Raw genomic sequence first — 16,107 nt, 5'->3', positions numbered from 1 at the left:
ACCGGCGTTTCGGGTGCGGCCTTGGCAGCCTTTTTAGCTACCTGATTGTTTTGCGGAGTGCCGGATGGCCATCGATGGGGTCAATGGGCCTGTGAATACGGGCCGACGCCGGTTCCTGACTGCGACCACCGCTGTGGTGGGTGCAGTGGGTGCCGGTATTGCAGCTGTACCTTTTATCAAGTCGTGGAATCCGAGCGCCCGGGCCAAGCTGGCCGGTGCCCCGGTGACCGCCGACCTGACCGGTCTGCAGGAAGGCCAGCGCCTGATCCTGGAGTGGCGCGGCCAGCCGATCTGGATCGTCAAGCGCTCGAAGGCGATCCTGGATGCGCTGCCGACCCTGGACGCGAACCTGCGCGACCCGCAGTCGCAGAACCTCGATCAGCAACCGTCGTACATCAAGGGCGAGACGCGTTCGCTGAAGCCGGAGATCTCCGTGCTGGTCGGCCTGTGCACGCACCTGGGCTGCTCGCCGGAAATGGCGGCCGAGATCAAGCCCGAGCCGTACGATCCGGACTGGAAGGGCGGCTACTTCTGCCCTTGCCACAAGTCGCGCTTCGACATGGCCGGCCGGGTGTTCCAGGGCGTGCCGGCCCCCACCAACCTGGTGGTGCCGCCGCATTACTACGAGAACGACACGACCATCGTCGTCGGCCTCGACCCGCAGGGGGGCGCATAAGCCATGGCGAACATCATTACCCGTACCGCTGATGGCGTGATGGACTGGTTCAACGCGCGCGCCCCGGGCTTCATGCCCGTGTACCGCAAGCACATGAGCGAGTACTACGCGCCCAAGAACTTCAACATCTGGTACATCTTCGGCGTGCTGTCGATCGTGGTGCTGGTCAACCAGATCCTGACCGGCATCTTCCTGACGATGCACTTCAAGCCGAGCGCGGCGGAAGCCTTCGCCTCGGTCGAATACATCATGCGCGACGTGGAGTGGGGCTGGCTGATCCGCTACATGCACAGCACCGGCGCCTCGCTGTTCTTCATCGTCGTCTACATCCACATGTTCCGCGGCCTGATGTACGGCTCGTACCAGAAGCCGCGCGAGCTGGTGTGGATCCTCGGCATGCTGATCTACCTGGTGCTGATGGCCGAAGCCTTCCTCGGCTACGTGCTGCCGTGGGGCCAGATGTCGTTCTGGGGCGCGAAGGTCATCATCTCGCTGTTCGGCGCCATCCCGGTGATCGGCAACGGCCTGACCGAATGGATCATGGGCGACTACCTGCCCAGCGACGCCACCCTGAACCGCTTCTTCGCGCTGCACGTCATCGCGCTGCCGCTGGTGCTGCTGCTGCTGGTGGTGCTGCACATCTTCGCGCTGCATGAAGTCGGCTCGAACAACCCGGATGGCGTGGAGATCAAGAAGGGCCCGAAGGGCAACCGCTGGTCGCCGACCGCCCCGGCCGACGGCGTGCCGTTCCACCCGTACTACACGGTGAAGGACGGTTTCTATGTCGGTGGCTTCCTGATCCTTGCGGCGTTCATCGTGTTCTTCGCCCCCGCCATGGGCGGCTGGTTCCTCGAGCACGACAACTTCTCCGAAGCCAACAGGCTGGTGACGCCGGAGCACATCAAGCCGGTGTGGTACTACACGCCGTACTACGCCATGTTGCGCGTGGTGCCGCACAAGCTCAGCGGCGTGCTGGTGATGTTCGGCGCCATCGCGATCCTGTTCCTGGTGCCGTGGCTGGACCGCGCCAAGGTCAAGTCCTACCGCTACCGCGGCCTGCTGTCCAAGGTGCTGCTGGGCGTGTTCGCCATCTGCTTCGTGTGGCTGGGCAAGATCGGTGCCGGCCCGGGTACGGATCCGGTGGAAACCATCGTCGGCCGTTTCCTGACCGCCTTCTACTTCCTGTTCTTCCTGACCATGCCGATCTGGACCAAGATCGACAAGACCAAGCCAGTGCCCGAGCGGGTGACGACGCATGACTAAGACTTTCGCCTCTCGCCTAGCTGTCTTCGCCAGCGGGTTGCTGATCTCGTTCTCCGTGTTCGCCGCAGGCGGCGGCGACAAGCTGCAGGCCGGCAACGACCTGAGCGATCGCGCCTCCCTGCAGCGCGGTGCGCAGCTGTACATGAACTACTGCGCGGGCTGCCACTCGCTGAAGTACATGCGCTATTCGCGCATGGCCGAGGATCTCGGGCTGACCGAAGACGAGGTGATGAAGAACCTCAACTTCACCGGCGCGAAGTTCGGCGAGCAGATCCAGGTGTCGATGCCGCATGACCCGGCCACGAAATGGTTCGGCAAGATGCCGCCGGACCTGAGCGTGATCTCGCGCGTGCGTGGCAGCGACTGGATCTACACGTACCTCAAGTCGTTCTACCTCGACGAGTCGCGTCCGCTGGGCTGGAACAACAAGCTGTTCCCGAACGCGTCCATGCCCAATCCGTTGTGGGAGCTGCAGGGCCTGCAGCATGCGGAGTTCGGCCAGCCCGACGCGGCCACCGGCGAACGCCATGTGGAAAGCCTCAAGGTGACGCAGGCCGGTCGCCAGAACGCGCAGCAGTTCGACCAGACCGCGCGCGACATCACCAACTTCCTGGAGTATGTCGGCGAGCCGGCAGCCCTCAAGCGCCAGAGCATCGGCGTGTGGGTGATCCTGTTCCTGGCGGCGCTGACGTTCCTGGCCTACCTGCTGAAGCAGGAGTACTGGAAGGACGTCCACTAAGGACCGTCGCGCATCCACTGCAGCGGTGCAGGGCTTCCGTGCCCGCACCGCAGGCGAAATCGGCCGGGCCTGGGGTTGCTTGGCTTTTTTCGGCAGGGATTGCACACTCAGGGACCGTGGCGACCGTCAGCAAGGGGCTGGCGGCGTCGGTGCGATCGGCGGATTCCGATCGTCGGAGAGCCGTGAATGGCTGCGAGTCCACGTATGCGCAATACACTGACGCTGTTTTCTTCCACCGATGACGTGCTCTGCCACCGCGTGCGGCTGGTGCTCGCCGCCAAGGGCGTCAGTTACGACCTCGTGCCGGTGGATCCGCAGAATCCGCCCGAAGACCTCATCGACCTGAATCCCTACCATTCCGTGCCCACCCTGGTGGAGCGCGACCTGGTGCTGTACGCCGCGTCCGTGGTCAGCGAGTACCTCGACGAACGTTATCCCCATCCGCCGCTGATGCCGGTGGATCCGCTGTCGCGCGCACGCCTGCGGCTGGCCATGCTGCGCATCGAGCACGACTGGGTGCCCCAGGTCCAGGCCATCCAGCTGGGCAACAAGCAGCAGGTCGAAGCGGGCCGCAAGCGCCTGAAGGAATTGCTGACCGCCTCGGTGCCGCTGTTCAAGGCGAGCAAGTTCTTCCTCAACCCCGAAATGAGCCTGGCCGACTGTGCGATGGCCCCGATCATCTGGCGCCTGCCTTCGCTCGATGTGCCGCTGCCGAAGGACGGCAAGGCGATCGAGGACTATGGCAACCGCATCTTCCGCCACCCCGGTTTCCTGCGCAGCCTGACGGATGCGGAGAGGAAGCTGCGCGAGATCCCGGCTTAGCCGGCATCCGAGCAAGGCTTGGTTCGCAGGCATTGCAGGACAGCCCAGCGACCGGCAGCCGAGACGCGAAATGACTGACGCCACGCCCCGCATGACCAGCCATCGCCCGTACCTGTTGCGGGCGCTGAACGAATGGATCGCCGACAACGGCATGACGCCGCATCTGCTGGTGGACGCCACGCAGGCGGGCGTCCAGGTGCCCGTCAGCGCGGTGAAGGAAGGCAAGGTGGTGTTGAACATCGCCGAACGTGCGGTGGTGCGGCTGTTGATCGACAACGAGGCGGTCAGCTTCACTGCGCGGTTCGGCGGAGTCAGCCAGGCCGTGTACGTGCCGGTCAGTGCCGTGCTGGCGATCTACTCGCGCGAAACCGGGCAGGGCATGGCGTTGCCGGACGACGTGGCACACGATCCCGATGCCAGTGGTAGTGACGATGACCAGCCGCCGTCTCCGGACACGCCACCCGATGACGATGCACCGCCGCCAGCGGGCAAGCGTCCGCCGTTCCTGCGCGTGGTGAAATAGGTCTGTATCGCGCTCCCGCGCGGATAGGTCGACAGACCCGGGTAGCGGACTCAGTGCAGATCGAGCGGCGTGACGGCGCGTGCGACCGGCCCGACGAACGAGACCAGTTGGCCCTTGCGCAGCACCAGCCGCCCCACATGGCGATCGATGCCGTCGTGGGAATACTCGAAGCGGAAGCTGCGCTCGAAGCCCAGCCAGCCATCTTCGCCGCGCCGCAGACGTAGTCCGCTCGCATGCACGCTCTGGTCAAGCCAGATGACCCCGGCTGCCTGGCAGGCATCCCGGCCAAGCGCGCCTGCACGCTCCGCCGCCGCGCGCGCCGCATTCCAGTAGGCGAACGCAGCCGCCGCGGCGATCAGCCATAACAGGGCGCTCAGTGGCGACATGCGTTGCTCATGGCGCCGGGCCGAGTTTCATCGACAGGTCGATGGCGCGGACATGCTTGGTCAGTCCGCCGACGGAAACGAAATCCACGTCGTCTTCCGCAATGGCGCGCAGCGTGCCCAGATCGACCCCGCCGGAGACCTCGAGAGGAATGCGGCCGGAATACGGTGCGGACTTCGCGCGACGGACCGCGTCGCGTCGCGTCTCCGCATCGAAGTCATCGATAAGGATGCGCTCGCAGCCTTCAGCCAGTGCTTCATCGAGCTGGGCCAATGTCTCCACCTCGACGATGAGCGGCAGCGACGGTTGCAGATGGCGCGCTGCGCGGATCGCCGCAGTGAGCGATCCCGCCGCGCGGACATGGTTCTCCTTCAGCATCACGGCGTCGTACAGGCCCATGCGATGGTTCTGGCCGCCACCGCAGCGGACCGCATATTTCTGCGCCAGCCGCAGGCCGGGCAAGGTCTTGCGCGTATCCAGGATCGTGCAGCCGGTGCCGCGCACGATGTCGACGTACGCGGCCGTCACCGTGGCCGTCCCCGTCAGCGTCTGCAGGAAATTGAGCGCGGAACGCTCCGCCGTCACGAGCGCGCGCGCGCGTCCCTCCAGCGTGGCCAACACGGTGCCGGCCGGGACCCGGTCACCGTCCTGGAAACGCCAGTCGATCCGTACGTCCGGATCGAGCGCACGGTGGCAGGCATCGAACCACGGCTGTCCGGCGATGACGGCCTCCTCCTTGCAGAGCAGGTAGGCGATGTCCGCCACGTCCGGCAGCAATGACGCCGTGGCGTCGCCGCTGCCCACGTCTTCGGCCAGCGCGCGCGCCACGTCGTCGGCGATCGCGTCAGTGGAGGGGGGCACAGGGCGCATGCTCATCGGCCGGCGAATTCGCCCACCTGCGCCGTGGCGATCGCTTCTTCTGCGAGCAGCACGGGTATGCCGTCCTCCACGCGGTAGACGGTCTTGCGGTCATGCGTGACCAGCGCCTCGCGCAGGGGTTCGGCCTGCACGGTATCGTCGGCGCGCTTGACCTGGCCCGCACTGATCGCGCGGTTGAGTGCCTCCAGGCCGCGGGCATCAAGCACGGCCAGTGGCTGGCGGGTGGTGGGGCAGCAGAGGAGGTCGAGCAGTTTGCGATCCATCGGGATGGGGACTCGATCAGCGGTTCGGTCAGAAGGGTAGAATACGTCTTTGCGACCGAGGACGGCCATGACCGCCAGCGTTTCCAGCCCCGTGGTGGGCATCGTGATGGGTTCCCGCTCGGACTGGGACACCATGCAGCATGCCGCGCAGAAGCTGGATGCGTTGGGCGTTCCCTACGAGGTGAAAGTGGTGTCGGCGCACCGCACGCCGGACGTGCTCTTCTCGTACGCGGACGCCGCCGGGTCACGCGGGCTGCGCGCGATCATCGCGGGCGCGGGGGGGGCCGCGCACCTGCCAGGCATGCTGGCGGCGAAGACGGCGGTGCCGGTGCTCGGCGTGCCGGTGCAGTCGAAGGCGCTCAACGGCATGGACTCGCTGCTGTCCATCGTGCAGATGCCGGCAGGTATTCCGGTGGCGACGTTCGCGATCGGCAATGCAGGTGCCGCCAATGCAGGCCTCTTCGCTGCCGCCCTGCTGGCTTCCGACTATCCGGCCATCGGTGCCGCGCTCGCCGCCTTCCGTGCACGCCAGACCGAGGATGTGATGGCGCACGACGATCCCCGCCAGCCGCTATGACCACGGTCGGCATCCTGGGCGGCGGGCAACTCGCGCGCATGCTCGCATTGTCTGGCGCGCCGCTGGGCCTGCGCTTCCTGGTGATGGATACGGCGGCCGATGCGTGCGCCGGCCAGTTCGCTCCGCTGCTCGTCGGCGACTACCGCGACGAAGCCGCGCTGGCCGAGTTCGCGTCGAAAGTCGACGTGGCCACCTTCGATTTCGAGAACGTGCCGGCGGAAAGCGCCGAGTGGCTCGCGCATCGCGTCCCGGTGTTCCCGAATCCGCGCGCGCTCGCCGTCGCGCAGGATCGCCTGGTCGAGAAGACGCTGTTCCGCGAACTCGGCATTCCGGTCGGTGCCTTCGCGAACATCGAAACGCGCGCGCAGTTGCAGGCCGGGGTCGAGCAACTGGGCGGCGCCTGCATCCTCAAGACGCGTCGCCTGGGCTACGACGGCAAGGGCCAGTTCCGCATCAGGTCGGTGGCGGACGTCGACGCGGCCTGGCAGGCGCTCGGTGCGCAGGCTGCGACCGTCGGCCTGATCGTGGAGGCGTTCATCCCGTTCGAGAGGGAACTGTCGGTGATCGCCGTACGCAGCCGTGACGGCGAGTTCCGTACATGGCCGATGACCGAGAACTGGCATGTCGATGGCGTGCTGTCGGCCAGCCTGGCGCCTGCGAGTGTCGACGCAGCGCTGGCAGGCGCCGCGTGCGCCCATGCGCGGCACCTGGCCGAGTCGCTCGACTACGTCGGCGTGTTCGCGCTCGAACTGTTCTATCGCGACGGCGAGCTGTTGGCCAACGAGATGGCGCCGCGCGTACACAACTCGGGCCACTGGACGATCGAAGGCGCTGAAACCTCGCAGTTCCAGAACCACCTGCGTGCGGTACTCGGCTTGCCGCTGGGCGACACGCGGGTGCTCGGCCATGCCTGCATGCTCAACTGGATTGGTGAAATGCCGGCGTCCGGCGCGGTCCTGCAAGAAGCGGGCGGGCATTGGCACGATTACGGCAAGGAGCCGCGGGCCGGGCGCAAGGTCGGCCATGCCACGTTGCGTGCCGACGATGCCGCCCTCCTGGCCGAAGCGTTGCGCCGCGTGGGATCGGCGCTGGGGCGCGAAGCGCAGGTGGCTCCTGTCGTGGGGCGCCTGTCCGCCTGACCTTGCGGTTCCTGCAGGGATGGAAACGAAAACGGCCGGGTCTCCCCGGCCGTTTCTGCTTTGAAGCGGAGCCTGTGGATCAGCGCAGGTTGCCGGCCACGAAGTCCCAGTTCACCAGCGCCCAGAACGACTCGACGTACTTCGGTCGCGCGTTGCGGTAGTCGATGTAATAGGCGTGCTCCCACACGTCGATGGTCAACAGCGGCTTGTCTTCACCGGTCAGCGGGGTGGCGGCGTTGGACGTGCTGGCCAGGGCCAGTGAACCGTCCGGACGCTGCACCAGCCAGCCCCAGCCGGAACCGAAGGTGCCGATGGCGGTCTTGGTGAACTCTTCCTTGAACTTGGCGAAGTCGCCGAAGGTCTTGTTGATCAGTTCGGCCAGCTTGCCGGTCGGCTCGCCGCCACCGTTGGGCTTCAGGCAGTTCCAGTAGAACGTGTGGTTCCACACCTGCGCGGCGTTGTTGAACATGCCGCCCTGCGACTTGCGCACGATCTCTTCCAGCGATGCGTCGGCGAACTCGGTGCCTTCGATCAGCTTGTTGAGGTTGTCCACATAGGTCTTGTGGTGCTTGCCATAGTGGAAGTCGATCGTCTCGCCGGAGATGTGCGGTTCCAGCGCGGTGCGGTCGTAGGGCAGGGGGGGAAGTTCGATGGCCATGGCTCGGTTCCTTACGCTAGGCGGGTAAAAAGGGGGTGCGGGCACCGTCGGGGCGATGCGAGGGCTTACACTATGCAATCCGCGGGCGAAGCCGGCGGAACGGACCGAAAGTGTACCCGACGGTGGTTGCCAAACCGTCAAGGAAGGAGAAATCAGCATGCCGGTGATGGAACGCATCCAGGCCGAAGTGGATGGCCACCCGATCGTCCTTTTCATGAAGGGCACGCCGCAGTTCCCGATGTGCGGCTTCTCCAGCCGTGCGGTGCACGCGTTGCGCGAAGCGGGCGCGGAGCATGTCTACACCATCAACGTGCTGGAAGAGCCCGAGATCCGCGCCAACCTGCCGCGCTTCTCCAACTGGCCGACGTTTCCCCAGCTTTTCATCAATGGCGAACTGATCGGCGGTTGCGACATCACGCTGGAGCTGCACGAGTCCGGCGAACTGCAGCGGATCGTGGCCGAGGCGCTGTCGCAGTGAGCCTGGTCGGGTTGCCCAAGCGTGCACCGCGCGCCCTGGACCAGCGTGTGGTGCTGGTCAGTGGCGCGCATGGCGGGCTGGGCAGTGCGGCGGCGGTCGCCTGTGCCGAAGCGGGCGCCACGGTGGTGTTGCTGGGCCGCAAGGTTCCGAAGTTGAACCGGATCTACGACGCCGTGTCGCAAGTGGGCGCGGAACCCCTGTTGTATCCACTCGACCTGGAAGGCGCGACGCCCGACGATTACGCCGAACTCGCCGACCGCCTGCACGCCGCGCTGGGTCGTCTGGACGGCGTGCTGCATTGCGCCGCCGAGTTCAAGGGGCTGACGCCGCTGGAACATACCGACCCCGCCGCGTTCGCGCGTGTCGTGCACGTCAACCTGACCGCGCCCTGGTGGCTGTCGCAGGCCTGCCTGCCCCTGCTGAAGCAGTCGGACGACGCGGCGCTGGTTTTCAGCGTCGACGATCTCGCACGGGTGGGCCAGGCGTACTGGGGCGCGTATGGCGTGGCCCAGCATGGGCTGACATCGCTCGTCGGCATGCTGCATGCCGAACTCGCCAGCAGCAGCGTGCGTGTCGCCGCACTGCAGCCGGGGCCGATGCGGACCGCATTGCGCTCTCGCGCCTATGCCGACGACAACGACGCACAGGCCCGGGACGCCGCCGATTACGCGGCGGCCTGTGTCACCCTGCTGTCATCTGCGGGCGCAGCGCACAGGGGGCAGATATGGAAGGTGCGGGCATGACCGTCCTGTCGGCGGCCCTGCTGCTGTTCCTGATCCTGGATCCGCTGGGCAACATTCCGGTGTTCCTCAGTGTGCTCAAGCCGTTGCCACCGCGTCGCCAGCGCATCGTGGTGGTACGCGAGTTGCTTATCGCGCTGGTCGTGCTGATGCTGTTCCTGTGGGGCGGCAAGTACGCGCTGGAAATGATGCACCTGCGCCAGGAATCGGTCGCCATCGCCGGCGGTATCGTCCTGTTCCTGATCGGCGTGCGGATGATCTTCCCCCGGCCGGAGGGCCTGATGGGCGAACTGCCCGGGGGCGAACCCTTCATCGTGCCGCTGGCCATCCCGCTGGTCGCCGGCCCGTCCGGCATGGCCGCCGTCATGCTGATGGGCAGCAACGACCCGTCCCGGCTCGGCGACTGGAGTCTGGCGCTCCTGCTGGCCTGGGGCGCCACCGCAGCGATCCTGTTCTCGGCGACAGTGCTCTACAAGTGGCTGGGAAGAAGTGTCTTGACCGCGATCGAGCGGCTAATGGGCATGCTTCTGGTCGCCATTTCCGTGCAAATGGTCCTGGATGGCATCGGCACCTACCTGAAGCTGACCCCGCCCAACATCTGACAGTTCAGGCGCTCCGGCCCGCTGAGGGCAGGGTCCGGCGGCGACCATCCGCCTTAGGGCTGCACGCTCATGCTGCAGTGCGGAACATTGTCATGCCGCGGTCACAAAATGGTCCTATCGTGTTAACCTGTTATTAACCTCCGCGAACGACGCGTGGGCCATGGGAACCCCTAGCACGCCCTTCAGAACCGACCCACCGGGTGGTTCCGCACGTCTCGTCAGCCAGCTTCGCCACATCACTCCCGTACCGAGGTTTATCCGATGAACCAATCCCGTCGTCTTCGCCTGTCCAAGCTCAGCCTTGGCCTCGTCGTCGCACTCGCCGCCGCGCCTGCCTTCGCGCAGAGCACCTCGGCCGGCGTGGGCGGCCTGGTCACCGACAATGGCGGCCAGCCCGTCGTCGGCGCCGAGGTGACCATCACCCACGTCGAATCCGGCACGGTCAGCCGCGCCACCACCGATGCCAGCGGTCGCTACAACGCGCGCGGCCTGCGCGTGGGCGGTCCTTACCAGGTGACGATCACCAAGTCGGGTTCGGGTACCAAGACCGAAGACAACGTCTTCCTGCAGCTGAACCAGACCAGCACCGTCAACGCCGCGCTTACCGGCGACCTGACCACGCTGGAAACGGTCACCGCCGTCGGCTTCACCGGTGGCTCGGAAGTGTTCAGTGCGACGAAGATGGGCTCGGGCACCAGCGTCGATCGCGTCACCATCGAAAACCTGCCGTCCGTGAACGGCAACATCCAGGACTACATGCGCCTCGACCCGCGCGTGACCTTCAGCGACCGCGCTTCGGGCAGCATCACCGCCGGCGGCCAGAACCCGCGCTTCAACAAAATCACCATCGACGGCGTGTCGGCCAGCGACACCTTCGGTCTGGAAGGCAACAACATGCCGACCCAGCGCCAGCCGGTCTCGATGGAGGCCATCGAGGCCATCGACATCAACCTTTCGAACTACGACGTGACCATGTCCGGCGCCGCAGGCGCCAATGTCAACGCCGTGACCAAGTCAGGCACGAACGAATTCCATGGTTCGGTCTACGGTACCTACCGCGATGGCGACTGGTTCGGTGACTATCCGACGCGTGTGGCGGGCGCCACCATCGACGTCACCGACCGTCCGTTCGACGAATACGACGACGAAAAGACCTGGGGCATCACGCTGGGTGGCCCGATCATCAAGGACAAGCTGTTCTTCTTCGCTAACTACGAGAAGTTCAAGCAGACCAACATCGGCCCGGCCGGCAAGACCCTGGGCACCAACCCGCTGTCCTCTGGCGGCGCGGATTTCGACGCCGCCGACGTGGCCGAAGTGCAGCGCATCGCGCGCGAAGAGTGGGGTTTCGACGCGGGTGACCTGAGCGGCGGCGGCGACACCGAACTCGAAGAGTACGCGCTGAAGCTGGACTGGAACATCAGCGATGCGCACCGCGCCAGCCTGCGCTACAGCAAGCTGGAGCAGAACCGCATCCGTCCGGAAGCGTCCACCGCCAGCGTGCTGGCCCTGAGCTCGAACTGGTTCAACCACGTCAAGACCGTGGAAAGCTATGTCGGCCAGCTGTTCAGTGACTGGTCCGAGACGTTCTCGACCGAGTTCAAGGTGTCGTACCGCGACTACTCCGCCGTCCGCGTCAGCCCGACCAACGCGCCGACGATCCAGGTGTATTTCGATGACGGCATCGCGACCAACGGCAACAACAACCCGATCGGCACCAACAGCAACAGCTTCGCCGGCCTCGACGCGATCCGCCTGGGCACCGAGCGCAGCTCGCCCGGCAATGCGCTGCTGACCGAGACCTGGAACTACTTCGGTGCGGCCACCTGGACCCTGGGCGACCACGACCTGAAGTTCGGCGCCGAGTACAGCGAGAACGAGATCTACAACTTCTTCCTGCAGGACTCGTGGGGCAACTACAGCTTCTACGTGCCGCTGGTGAATGGCGTTTCGGATTTCAGCAACCTGATTAACGGCCGCTACTTCGACTACGACCTGCAGACCAACCCGACCGATCCGGATGCGATCGCCGCGCGCTACAAGAACAAGTCGCTCGGCTTCTTCGTGCAGGATACCTGGTACGTCACGCCTAACCTGACGCTGACCCTGGGTGTGCGCGCCGACAAGCCGGAAGCCAGCCCGAACCCGCCGTTCAACGAGTGCTTCGCCGCCGCTCCCGGCACCGCGAACGCCGCGTGCACCGGCGGTACCTACACCGGCGGTTTCGGCATCGCCAACAACAACACCTATAACGGCGACTACATCATCCAGCCGCGCTTCGGCTTCAACTACACGTTCGACTGGGAGCGTCCGGCCCAGCTGCGCGGTGGCGTGGGCCTGTTCCAGGGCGACGCGCCGCAGGTGTGGGTGGGCAATGCCTACAGCAGCACCGGTATGAACTACGTTTCCTACCAGAACTACACCAACCCGACGCTGGTGCCGTTCAGCCCCGATGGCCTGAACCAGAACGTGCCCGCGGGCGGCGCCGGCGTGCGCAACGTGAACGCGATCAGCGATGACTTCGAGCTGCCGTCGGTGTGGAAGGCCAACCTGGCCATCGATGTGGAGACGCCGTGGAACGGCGTCGTCGCGTCGGCCGAGTTGCTGCTGACGGACGTCAAGAACGGCCTGTTCTATCGCACGCTCAATGTGGGTCCGGGCTACGTCGGTCCCGACGGCCGCGTGCTGTACTGGAACCCGAACAGCGCTCGTCCGTTCGGCAATACCACCGCCGGCACCGGCGCGCTGGCACCCAACGGCGCACGCACCGGCCGCAACACCTACTTTGGCGATGTGTTCCTGCTTGAGAACACCAACAAGGGCAAGGGCCAGCAGCTGACGGTCTCGTTGACCAAGCCGTTCACCAGCGAGAGCGACTGGTCGTGGAGCATCGGCTACACCCGCACCAATGCCGAGGAAGTGTCCGCGCTGACCAGCTCCACCGCCAGTTCCGGTTACGGGTCGCAGTACGGCTTCAACATCAACGAGCCGACCAGCTCCACCGCGCGCTACGAGATCAAGGATCGCTTCAGCGGTTCGCTGAACTGGTCGCACAAGTTCTTCGGCGACTACGCGACTCAGGTCGGCCTGTTCTATGAAGGCCGCAGCGGCCGGCCGTACAGCTACATCTTCACCGGCGACGCCAACGGCGACAACCGCACGTTCAACGACTTGTTCTACGTGCCGGCTGGCCCTGGCGACGTGCTGTTCGGCAGCCTGAGCGCGACCGGCCAGTTCACGCCCGATCCGGTGATGGAAGCCCGCTTCTGGGAGTGGCTGTCGACGCAGGAAGGCCTGAGCCGCTACCAGGGTACCTATGCGCCGGAGAACGGCTTCACCACCGGTTGGGTGAACACGTTCGACATCCGCATCAGCCAGGAGTTGCCCGGCTTCTTCAAGGGTCACAAGTCGAAGGTCTGGCTGGATATCCAGAACGTCGGCAACCTGATCAACAAGGACTGGGGCCACGTCATCGACTACGGTTTCAACGCCAACAATGCGGTGGCGAGCCTGCAGGGCATCTACAACGGCCAGTACGTCTACGGCTACCGTGGCAACCTCAACGGCGTGCCGGAGTTCGGCCAGTCGACGGCCCTGGGCCTGCCGACCAATTCGGACAGCCAGACCAACGGCATCTCGCAGTGGTCGCTGCAGGTGGGTCTGAAGTACGAGTTCTGATTCGCAGCGACATCGCGGAACGCAACACGAACGGCCGGGGCAACCCGGCCGTTTTCTTTTGGGCGGGCTCCTCAGGCCCCGGGGACTACGCTAAAGTCCCGCCTCTGACGAACGAAGACAGGAACAACCCATGAGTGAAACGGCATCGAGGGCGCTGCCGGTGCAGGACGCGCGGATCTACCCGCGCGGTGGCCTGGACGTGCTTTCCCGCGCCGAAGTGGCGCGCCTGCGTGACGCCTCCTCCGGTGGCATGCACGAACTGCTGCGCCGCTGCGCGCTGGCCGTGCTGACCAGCGGCAGCGCGTCCGACGATCCGCGCGCCGCGCGCGATCTGTATCCGGATTTCGACATCCAGGTACTGCAGCAGGACCGCGGCGTCCGCATCGATCTGATCAACGCGCCTTCGATGGCCTTCGTTGACGGCGAAATCATCCGTGGCGTGGCCGAGCTGCTGTTCGCCGTCGTGCGCGACCTGGCGTATACCGCGATCGAACTGGGTCCGGAATATGCGGCCGATCTGGAATCTTCCGCCGGCATCACCAACGCGGTGTTCGGCCTGCTGCGCAACGCGCGGATCCTGAAGCCGAGCGATCCCAACCTGGTGGTCTGCTGGGGTGGCCATTCCATCTCGCGCGACGAGTACCTCTACACCAAGCAGGTCGGCTACGAGCTGGGCCTGCGCGGGCTGGACATCTGTACCGGCTGCGGCCCCGGTGCGATGAAGGGGCCGATGAAGGGCGCCACGATCGCGCACGCCAAGCAGCGCCGCGCCAAGACCCGCTACATCGGCGTGACCGAGCCGGGCATCATCGCCGCCGAATCGCCGAACCCGATCGTCAACCACCTGGTCATCATGCCGGACATCGAGAAGCGCCTGGAGGCGTTCGTCCGCATCGGCCACGGCATCATCGTGTTCCCGGGCGGCGTGGGTACGGCCGAAGAGATCCTGTACCTGCTCGGCATCCTGCTGCACCCGGACAACGCGCACCTGCCGTTCCCGCTGATCCTGACGGGCCCGACCATCGCCGCACCGTACTTCGAGCAGATCGACCGCTTCATCCGCCTGACGTTGGGCGATGAGGCCGCCGAACGCTACGAGGTCATCATCGGCGATCCCGTGGCCGTCGCGAAGAAGATGATCGCGGGCGTCCGACGCGTGCGCGAGTACCGCATCGAGCACAAGGATTCGTTTTTCTTCAACTGGGCCATCCAGATTCCTGAGGACTACCAGCAGCCGTTCGTCCCGTCGCATGAGGCGATGGCGGCATTGCAGCTGCGCCCCGGACGTGCCGTGCACGATCTGGCCGCCGACCTGCGGCGCGCGTTTTCCGGCATCGTCGCGGGCAACGTCAAGGAAGACGGCATGCGCCGGATCGAGGAGTTCGGTCCGTTCGAGATCCACGGCGACGCGGCGATGATGCAAGCACTGGATGCCCTGCTGCGCGCCTTCGTCGAGCAGCGGCGCATGAAGATCGCGGGCGAGTACAAGCCCTGCTATCGCGTGGTGACCTGAGGCCCGGAACTGTCAGCGGCTGATGCGTCGTACGGCATGCGGATGGTCGCCAGGTAGCGACCATCCGCTGTCTTGATGCTGACACTGCCCAGGCCCTGGGTCAGGGCATGGATGCGGGCACGCACCGAGCTGAGTCCTACCTGGTGGCCCGTCGCGACCCGCACGGAGTCGGAGGGCAGGGTGTTGGCCACCGATACCCGAAGCTCCGTTGGCCCCACTTCAACCCGGATGCTCACTTCTCCGCCGCCCGTGGAGGGCTCGATGCCGTGCCGGATGGCGTTCTCCGCGAGCGGCTGGATCGACAGGGTCGGAACCCTGACGTCGGGCAGGGTGTCGGGAAGTTCCCACGTCAGGCGCAGTCGATCACCCAGCCGTAGCTGCTCGATCTCCAGATAGCGACGCGCGAGCGACAGTTCCTCGGCAAGGGGAATGGTGTCCCGCGTGGAGAGCGCAGCCCGGAACAGGTCCGAAAGGTCCAGCAGCAACCGTTCGGCGGTGTCGGGCTTTGCGTGCAGCAGCGAGATGCCGGTGTTGAGGGTATTGAACAGGAAATGCGGCCGGATGCGGGCTTGCAGGGCCTGGAGCTTGGAGTGTTCGGCATTGACGGCGAGTTGCTTGGCTTTCCACTGGGCCTGGAAGGCGCCCAGGCCCAGCATTCCCATGATCAGGGAGATGGCGGTGACGCGCAGGATGAAGCCGCGCCAGCCTTCTTGAGGCGGTGGCGCCAGATCCCGGAGTGTCAGCCAGGCCAGGAAGAGGACAAGCCAGGTTGCCAGCAACAATGCGCCCAATCCGAGCTGCGCCACGACAGGCGGGCTCACATCGCGGAGCCAACGACGGACGAGATAGAGCATGCAAAGCGACGTAAGCGTGATCCACTGGATCGCCAAGGATGCGACGCCAAAATAAGTCAGCCGGTCGCCCTCCGTTCCCGGGGCGACGGTGAGCACCGCAGCCAGCGCTTCTCCCGCCAGGACCGTCCAGATCAGCGTCCTGGCCTGCCACAAGGTGTCGAGAGGGCTGAGAGGCGCGTTACGGGAGGTCGGCATCGGGAGGTCGGCATCGTTGACGTCCCCATGATGCCCCGACCGACCGCCCCCCGGACAGCCTCCCTGCCTTTCAGTCCCCGGATCGCGCCGTTCGTTCGGGAAAGACTGGTGCGCGGTCCGGGGA

At 65.6% G+C, this 16,107-nt stretch carries 17 protein-coding genes; 12 read left to right on the top strand and 5 right to left on the bottom strand.

What is annotated here, in order from left to right:
* The first annotated feature begins 64 nt into the window (after positions 1-64).
* The 5 genes from petA to WBN46_RS03970 all read left to right on the top strand — a co-directional run bounded on the left by petA (position 65) and on the right by WBN46_RS03970 (position 4,023).
* Positions 65-676: a ubiquinol-cytochrome c reductase iron-sulfur subunit gene (gene petA / locus WBN46_RS03990; RefSeq protein ID WP_142123691.1), complete on the top strand. Its 612-nt coding sequence runs from the start codon at positions 65-67 to the stop codon at positions 674-676.
* Positions 677-679: 3 nt separating this feature from the next.
* Positions 680-1,939 (top strand): cytochrome bc complex cytochrome b subunit, encoded by a 1,260-nt coding sequence (locus WBN46_RS03985; protein ID WP_337730379.1) that lies wholly within the window; start codon positions 680-682, stop codon positions 1,937-1,939.
* On the top strand, positions 1,932-2,678 hold the full coding sequence (locus WBN46_RS03980) for a cytochrome c1 (RefSeq protein ID WP_192200461.1): 747 nt from the start codon (positions 1,932-1,934) through the stop codon (positions 2,676-2,678). The genes WBN46_RS03985 and WBN46_RS03980 overlap by 8 nt, the downstream gene beginning before the upstream one ends.
* 186 nt (positions 2,679-2,864) lie before the next feature.
* Entirely contained in the window at positions 2,865-3,500 is a 636-nt protein-coding gene (locus tag WBN46_RS03975; protein ID WP_142123694.1) for a glutathione S-transferase N-terminal domain-containing protein, read from the top strand.
* A gap of 70 nt (positions 3,501-3,570) precedes the next feature.
* On the top strand, positions 3,571-4,023 hold the full coding sequence (locus WBN46_RS03970; RefSeq protein ID WP_337730378.1) for a ClpXP protease specificity-enhancing factor: 453 nt from the start codon (positions 3,571-3,573) through the stop codon (positions 4,021-4,023).
* A gap of 50 nt (positions 4,024-4,073) precedes the next feature.
* Here WBN46_RS03970 and WBN46_RS03965 read toward each other — a convergent pair whose 3' ends face one another.
* The 3 genes from WBN46_RS03965 to WBN46_RS03955 are packed head-to-tail and all read right to left on the bottom strand — an operon-like array spanning position 4,074 to position 5,549.
* On the bottom strand, positions 4,074-4,409 hold the full coding sequence (locus tag WBN46_RS03965; protein ID WP_337730377.1) for a DUF3301 domain-containing protein: 336 nt from the start codon (positions 4,407-4,409) through the stop codon (positions 4,074-4,076).
* Between the two features lie 7 nt (positions 4,410-4,416).
* Positions 4,417-5,283 carry a carboxylating nicotinate-nucleotide diphosphorylase gene (gene nadC, locus WBN46_RS03960; RefSeq protein WP_337730376.1) on the bottom strand — a complete coding sequence of 289 codons (867 nt, stop codon included), beginning with the start codon at positions 5,281-5,283 and terminating at the stop codon, positions 4,417-4,419.
* Complete coding sequence (locus tag WBN46_RS03955) at positions 5,280-5,549, bottom strand: Trm112 family protein (RefSeq protein WP_192200466.1); 270 nt, start codon at positions 5,547-5,549, stop codon at positions 5,280-5,282. Before WBN46_RS03955 ends, nadC begins: the two co-directional genes overlap by 4 nt.
* A gap of 67 nt (positions 5,550-5,616) precedes the next feature.
* On the opposite strand from WBN46_RS03955, the gene purE reads away from it, so the two are divergent.
* Both purE and WBN46_RS03945 read left to right on the top strand, forming a co-directional pair.
* Entirely contained in the window at positions 5,617-6,126 is a 510-nt protein-coding gene (purE, locus tag WBN46_RS03950; RefSeq protein ID WP_337730375.1) for a 5-(carboxyamino)imidazole ribonucleotide mutase, read from the top strand.
* A complete protein-coding gene (locus WBN46_RS03945) occupies positions 6,123-7,265 on the top strand; it encodes a 5-(carboxyamino)imidazole ribonucleotide synthase (protein WP_337730374.1) in 1,143 nt (380 codons plus the stop codon). Before purE ends, WBN46_RS03945 begins: the two co-directional genes overlap by 4 nt.
* Before the next feature lie 79 nt (positions 7,266-7,344).
* Here the strand turns inward: WBN46_RS03945 and WBN46_RS03940 are convergent, their stop codons facing one another.
* On the bottom strand, positions 7,345-7,923 hold the full coding sequence (locus WBN46_RS03940) for a Fe-Mn family superoxide dismutase (protein ID WP_093300497.1): 579 nt from the start codon (positions 7,921-7,923) through the stop codon (positions 7,345-7,347).
* A gap of 157 nt (positions 7,924-8,080) precedes the next feature.
* Between WBN46_RS03940 and grxD the strand changes: the two genes are divergently transcribed.
* The 5 genes from grxD to ppnN all read left to right on the top strand — a co-directional run bounded on the left by grxD (position 8,081) and on the right by ppnN (position 14,934).
* Entirely contained in the window at positions 8,081-8,401 is a 321-nt protein-coding gene (grxD, locus tag WBN46_RS03935) for a Grx4 family monothiol glutaredoxin (protein ID WP_142123702.1), read from the top strand.
* Entirely contained in the window at positions 8,398-9,144 is a 747-nt protein-coding gene (locus WBN46_RS03930; RefSeq protein ID WP_337730373.1) for an SDR family NAD(P)-dependent oxidoreductase, read from the top strand. The genes grxD and WBN46_RS03930 overlap by 4 nt, the downstream gene beginning before the upstream one ends.
* Positions 9,141-9,743 (top strand): YhgN family NAAT transporter, encoded by a 603-nt coding sequence (locus WBN46_RS03925; protein ID WP_142123704.1) that lies wholly within the window; start codon positions 9,141-9,143, stop codon positions 9,741-9,743. Before WBN46_RS03930 ends, WBN46_RS03925 begins: the two co-directional genes overlap by 4 nt.
* Before the next feature lie 261 nt (positions 9,744-10,004).
* Positions 10,005-13,421 (top strand): TonB-dependent receptor, encoded by a 3,417-nt coding sequence (locus tag WBN46_RS03920; RefSeq protein ID WP_337730372.1) that lies wholly within the window; start codon positions 10,005-10,007, stop codon positions 13,419-13,421.
* A gap of 130 nt (positions 13,422-13,551) precedes the next feature.
* Positions 13,552-14,934: a nucleotide 5'-monophosphate nucleosidase PpnN gene (gene ppnN, locus WBN46_RS03915; RefSeq protein ID WP_337730371.1), complete on the top strand. Its 1,383-nt coding sequence runs from the start codon at positions 13,552-13,554 to the stop codon at positions 14,932-14,934.
* Here the strand turns inward: ppnN and WBN46_RS03910 are convergent.
* On the bottom strand, positions 14,916-15,983 hold the full coding sequence (locus WBN46_RS03910; RefSeq protein ID WP_337730370.1) for a histidine kinase: 1,068 nt from the start codon (positions 15,981-15,983) through the stop codon (positions 14,916-14,918). The genes ppnN and WBN46_RS03910 overlap by 19 nt on opposite strands.
* Between the last annotated feature and the right edge of the window lie 124 nt (positions 15,984-16,107).

This window comes from Pseudoxanthomonas sp. CCNWLW251 (assembly GCF_037402255.1).
Taxonomy (GTDB): Bacteria; Pseudomonadota; Gammaproteobacteria; order Xanthomonadales; family Xanthomonadaceae; genus Pseudoxanthomonas_A.
This window is presented reverse-complemented; position numbering and strand designations above follow the sequence as displayed.